This window comes from Variovorax sp. J22R115 (genome assembly GCF_030317005.1).
Classification (GTDB): domain Bacteria; phylum Pseudomonadota; class Gammaproteobacteria; order Burkholderiales; family Burkholderiaceae_C; genus Variovorax.
In genome coordinates, this window is the sequence record NZ_JASZYM010000046.1 from 1 (window position 1) to 5,522 (window position 5,522).

At 51.7% G+C, this 5,522-nt stretch carries 2 tRNA genes and 3 rRNA genes; all 5 read left to right on the forward strand.

The features are described 5' to 3' along the window. Window positions 1-234 precede the first annotated feature (234 nt). The 5 genes from QTI04_RS34015 (at window position 235) to rrf (ending at window position 5,469) form a co-directional block, all read left to right on the forward strand. Window positions 235-1,769, forward strand: a 16S ribosomal RNA gene (locus QTI04_RS34015). Window positions 1,770-1,840: 71 nt separating this feature from the next. Beyond that, a tRNA-Ile gene (locus QTI04_RS34020) sits at window positions 1,841-1,917 on the forward strand. A gap of 52 nt (window positions 1,918-1,969) precedes the next feature. Then, window positions 1,970-2,045, forward strand: a tRNA-Ala gene (locus tag QTI04_RS34025). Between the two features lie 315 nt (window positions 2,046-2,360). After that, a 23S ribosomal RNA gene (locus QTI04_RS34030) occupies window positions 2,361-5,231 on the forward strand. Between the two features lie 125 nt (window positions 5,232-5,356). Beyond that, window positions 5,357-5,469: ribosomal RNA gene (gene rrf, locus QTI04_RS34035) — 5S ribosomal RNA — on the forward strand. The 16S, 23S and 5S rRNA genes sit together here with 2 tRNA genes alongside, the layout of an rRNA operon. The last annotated feature ends 53 nt before the right edge of the window (window positions 5,470-5,522 follow it).

A 5,522-nucleotide genomic window follows, 5' to 3' on the forward strand; every position in this document is an offset into this window, starting at 1 on the left:
TAAAAACGTGGCATAATCGAAGGCTTCGCTGATCGCAGCGAGCAAGGCGCAAGACGGGAAGTGTTGAGCGCAGTTCGTTAAAAATATACAGCCGATAAGCGTGGGCGTTTGAAGGCGATTGCCAAGTTCTTCGGAACAAAGTCGAAAAGACTTTAAACGCTCATGAGAATAGAAGTGAAGTTCACTTCAATTCCGTTTTTATGAGTTGCTCGAGAGAGCGAAAAATTCAAGATCGAACTATAGAGTTTGATCCTGGCTCAGATTGAACGCTGGCGGCATGCCTTACACATGCAAGTCGAACGGCAGCGCGGGAGCAATCCTGGCGGCGAGTGGCGAACGGGTGAGTAATACATCGGAACGTGCCCAATCGTGGGGGATAACGCAGCGAAAGCTGTGCTAATACCGCATACGATCTACGGATGAAAGCAGGGGACCGCAAGGCCTTGCGCGAATGGAGCGGCCGATGGCAGATTAGGTAGTTGGTGAGGTAAAGGCTCACCAAGCCTTCGATCTGTAGCTGGTCTGAGAGGACGACCAGCCACACTGGGACTGAGACACGGCCCAGACTCCTACGGGAGGCAGCAGTGGGGAATTTTGGACAATGGGCGCAAGCCTGATCCAGCCATGCCGCGTGCAGGATGAAGGCCTTCGGGTTGTAAACTGCTTTTGTACGGAACGAAACGGCTCTTTCTAATAAAGAGGGCTAATGACGGTACCGTAAGAATAAGCACCGGCTAACTACGTGCCAGCAGCCGCGGTAATACGTAGGGTGCAAGCGTTAATCGGAATTACTGGGCGTAAAGCGTGCGCAGGCGGTGATGTAAGACAGTTGTGAAATCCCCGGGCTCAACCTGGGAACTGCATCTGTGACTGCATCGCTGGAGTGCGGCAGAGGGGGATGGAATTCCGCGTGTAGCAGTGAAATGCGTAGATATGCGGAGGAACACCGATGGCGAAGGCAATCCCCTGGGCCTGCACTGACGCTCATGCACGAAAGCGTGGGGAGCAAACAGGATTAGATACCCTGGTAGTCCACGCCCTAAACGATGTCAACTGGTTGTTGGGTCTTCACTGACTCAGTAACGAAGCTAACGCGTGAAGTTGACCGCCTGGGGAGTACGGCCGCAAGGTTGAAACTCAAAGGAATTGACGGGGACCCGCACAAGCGGTGGATGATGTGGTTTAATTCGATGCAACGCGAAAAACCTTACCCACCTTTGACATGTACGGAATTTGCCAGAGATGGCTTAGTGCTCGAAAGAGAACCGTAACACAGGTGCTGCATGGCTGTCGTCAGCTCGTGTCGTGAGATGTTGGGTTAAGTCCCGCAACGAGCGCAACCCTTGTCATTAGTTGCTACATTCAGTTGGGCACTCTAGTGAGACTGCCGGTGACAAACCGGAGGAAGGTGGGGATGACGTCAAGTCCTCATGGCCCTTATAGGTGGGGCTACACACGTCATACAATGGCTGGTACAAAGGGTTGCCAACCCGCGAGGGGGAGCTAATCCCATAAAACCAGTCGTAGTCCGGATCGCAGTCTGCAACTCGACTGCGTGAAGTCGGAATCGCTAGTAATCGTGGATCAGAATGTCACGGTGAATACGTTCCCGGGTCTTGTACACACCGCCCGTCACACCATGGGAGCGGGTTCTGCCAGAAGTAGTTAGCCTAACCGCAAGGAGGGCGATTACCACGGCAGGGTTCGTGACTGGGGTGAAGTCGTAACAAGGTAGCCGTATCGGAAGGTGCGGCTGGATCACCTCCTTTCTGGAAACAAGCAGTTCAATTTGAACGCCCACACTTATCGGTTGTTGGATGAAGTCGATTCGCTTCGACATGGGTCTGTAGCTCAGCTGGTTAGAGCACCGTCTTGATAAGGCGGGGGTCGTTGGTTCGAGCCCAACTAGACCCACCAAAATTCTTCCAATGGTCATGGCGCGCGGTCTGTGCGTCAGCTGTGAGGACCCGGGGGATTAGCTCAGCTGGGAGAGCACCTGCTTTGCAAGCAGGGGGTCGTCGGTTCGATCCCGTCATCCTCCACCAACTTCCAATCGAATGACACCCACGTCAACACCAAAGCTGCTTCGCGAGAGGCATCTTTGTTGTTGATCAAGATCTCTTGATCAATCGGCTGTTCTTTAAAAATTCATAGAGTCGAATCAGCGTTGCTGATGGAAACCGCACATTCGTAAAGGTTTAGTGCGGACCGTGCCATCAGCGACATGAATTTTTGATTGCGTCAAATGAACTTCAATTTCGAGTCAAATCGATTTATGAAGACGGCATAACGCGCCAGGTGAAAGACCTGGCAATTCCTTGATTGATTTTGGTTTCTGTGAAGAAACGTCAAAGTTATAGGGTCAAGTGAATAAGAGCACGTGGTGGATGCCTTGGCGATGATAGGCGACGAAGGACGTGATAGCCTGCGATAAGCTTCGGGGAGCTGGCAAATTAGCTTTGATCCGGAGATTTCCGAATGGGGAAACCCACCGAAAGGTATCGCATACTGAATACATAGGTATGCGAGGCGAACCGGGTGAACTGAAACATCTCAGTAGCTCGAGGAAAAGACATCAACCGAGATTCCGAAAGTAGTGGCGAGCGAAATCGGAAGAGCCTGTTAGTGATAGCACAAGACTTAACGGAACAGCTTGGAAAGGCTGGCCATAGCGGGTGATAGCCCCGTACGTGAAAAGACCTGTGTGGTACTGAGCTAACGAAAAGTAGGGCGGGACACGAGAAATCCTGTCTGAATATGGGGGGACCATCCTCCAAGGCTAAATACTCATCATCGACCGATAGTGAACTAGTACCGTGAGGGAAAGGCGAAAAGAACCCCGGGAGGGGAGTGAAATAGATCCTGAAACCGCGTGCTTACAAAAAGTAGGAGCCCGCAAGGGTGACTGCGTACCTTTTGTATAATGGGTCAGCGACTTACATTCAGTGGCAAGGTTAACCGAATAGGGAAGCCGTAGAGAAATCGAGTCCGAATAGGGCGATCAGTCGCTGGGTGTAGACCCGAAACCAAGTGATCTATCCATGGCCAGGATGAAGGTGCCGTAACAGGTACTGGAGGTCCGAACCGACTAGTGTTGCAAAACTAGCGGATGAGCTGTGGATAGGGGTGAAAGGCTAAACAAACTTGGAAATAGCTGGTTCTCTCCGAAAACTATTTAGGTAGTGCCTCAAGTATTACCGTCGGGGGTAGAGCACTGTTTTGGCTAGGGGGTCATGGCGACTTACCAAACCAAGGCAAACTCCGAATACCGACGAGTACAGCTTGGGAGACAGAGCACCGGGTGCTAACGTCCGGACTCAAGAGGGAAACAACCCAGACCGCCAGCTAAGGTCCCTAAAATTGGCTAAGTGGGAAACGAAGTGGGAAGGCTAAAACAGTCAGGATGTTGGCTTAGAAGCAGCCATCATTTAAAGAAAGCGTAATAGCTCACTGATCGAGTCGTCCTGCGCGGAAGATGTAACGGGGCTAAGCCAGTTACCGAAGCTGCGGATTTGCAATTTATTGCAAGTGGTAGGAGAGCGTTCTGTAAGCCTGTGAAGGTGCGTTGTAAAGCGCGCTGGAGGTATCAGAAGTGCGAATGCTGACATGAGTAGCGTTAAAGGGGGTGAAAAGCCCCCTCGCCGTAAGCGCAAGGTTTTCTACGCAACGTTCATCGGCGTAGAGTGAGTCGGCCCCTAAGGCGAGGCAGAGATGCGTAGCTGATGGGAAACAGGTCAATATTCCTGTACCGATGTGTAGTGCGATGTGGGGACGGATCTTAATAGGTCATCCGGGTGTTGGATATCCCGGTTTAGTTGGAAGTAGGCGTGCATTAGGCAAATCCGGTGCACATATACCGAGGCCAACGATCGAGCCAGCTTGCTGGTGAAGTGACTGAACGAGGTTCCAGGAAAAGCCACTAAGCTTCAGCTACACACGACCGTACCGCAAACCGACACTGGTGCGCGAGATGAGTATTCTAAGGCGCTTGAGAGAACTCAGGAGAAGGAACTCGGCAAATTGACACCGTAACTTCGGAAGAAGGTGTGCCCTATTAGTGTGAAGTGAACAACGGAGCATGAATGGGTTGCAAAAAATCGGTGGCTGCGACTGTTTATTAAAAACACAGCACTCTGCAAACACGAAAGTGGACGTATAGGGTGTGACGCCTGCCCGGTGCTGGAAGATTAAATGATGGGGTGCAAGCTCTTGATTGAAGTCCCAGTAAACGGCGGCCGTAACTATAACGGTCCTAAGGTAGCGAAATTCCTTGTCGGGTAAGTTCCGACCTGCACGAATGGCGTAACGATGGCCACACTGTCTCCTCCTGAGACTCAGCGAAGTTGAAATGTTTGTGATGATGCAATCTCCCCGCGGAAAGACGGAAAGACCCCATGAACCTTTACTGTAGCTTTGTATTGGACTTTGAACAGATCTGTGTAGGATAGGTGGGAGGCTTTGAAGCAGGGTCGCTAGATCTTGTGGAGCCAACGTTGAAATACCACCCTGGTGTGTTTGAGGTTCTAACCTAGGTCCATTATCTGGATCGGGGACAGTGCATGGTAGGCAGTTTGACTGGGGCGGTCTCCTCCCAAAGCGTAACGGAGGAGTTCGAAGGTACGCTAGTTACGGTCGGACATCGTGACGATAGTGCAATGGCATAAGCGTGCTTAACTGCGAGACTGACAAGTCGAGCAGATGCGAAAGCAGGACATAGTGATCCGGTGGTTCTGTATGGAAGGGCCATCGCTCAACGGATAAAAGGTACTCTGGGGATAACAGGCTGATACCGCCCAAGAGTTCATATCGACGGCGGTGTTTGGCACCTCGATGTCGGCTCATCTCATCCTGGGGCTGTAGCCGGTCCCAAGGGTATGGCTGTTCGCCATTTAAAGAGGTACGTGAGCTGGGTTTAAAACGTCGTGAGACAGTTTGGTCCCTATCTTCCGTGGGCGCTGCAGATTTGAGGAAGCCTGCTCCTAGTACGAGAGGACCGGAGTGGACACACCTCTGGTGTATCGGTTGTCACGCCAGTGGCATTGCCGAGTAGCTAAGTGTGGAAGAGATAACCGCTGAAAGCATCTAAGCGGGAAACTCGTTTCAAGATGAGATCTGCCGGGGCCTTGAGCCCCCTAAAGAGTCGTTCAAGACCAGGACGTTGATAGGTCAGGTGTGGAAGCGCAGTAATGCGTTAAGCTAACTGATACTAATTGCTCGTGCGGCTTGACCCTATAACTTTGATCTGACGATCAGGGTGTTATGCCAAGTTGACGCATTCAAATCAATTCAACACCAAGCTGATTCCAAACTCTATGAATTCGTCAGGCTGACCCAGTCAGCCCGACAACCCTTTATGCCTGATGACCATAGCGAGGTGGTCCCACTCCTTCCCATCCCGAACAGGACAGTGAAACGCCTCAGCGCCGATGATAGTGCGGGTTCCCGTGTGAAAGTAGGTCATCGTCAGGCTCTTACAGCCCAGAAAAGCCCAGCCCCTCAAAGGCTGGGCTTTTTTGCGTTTG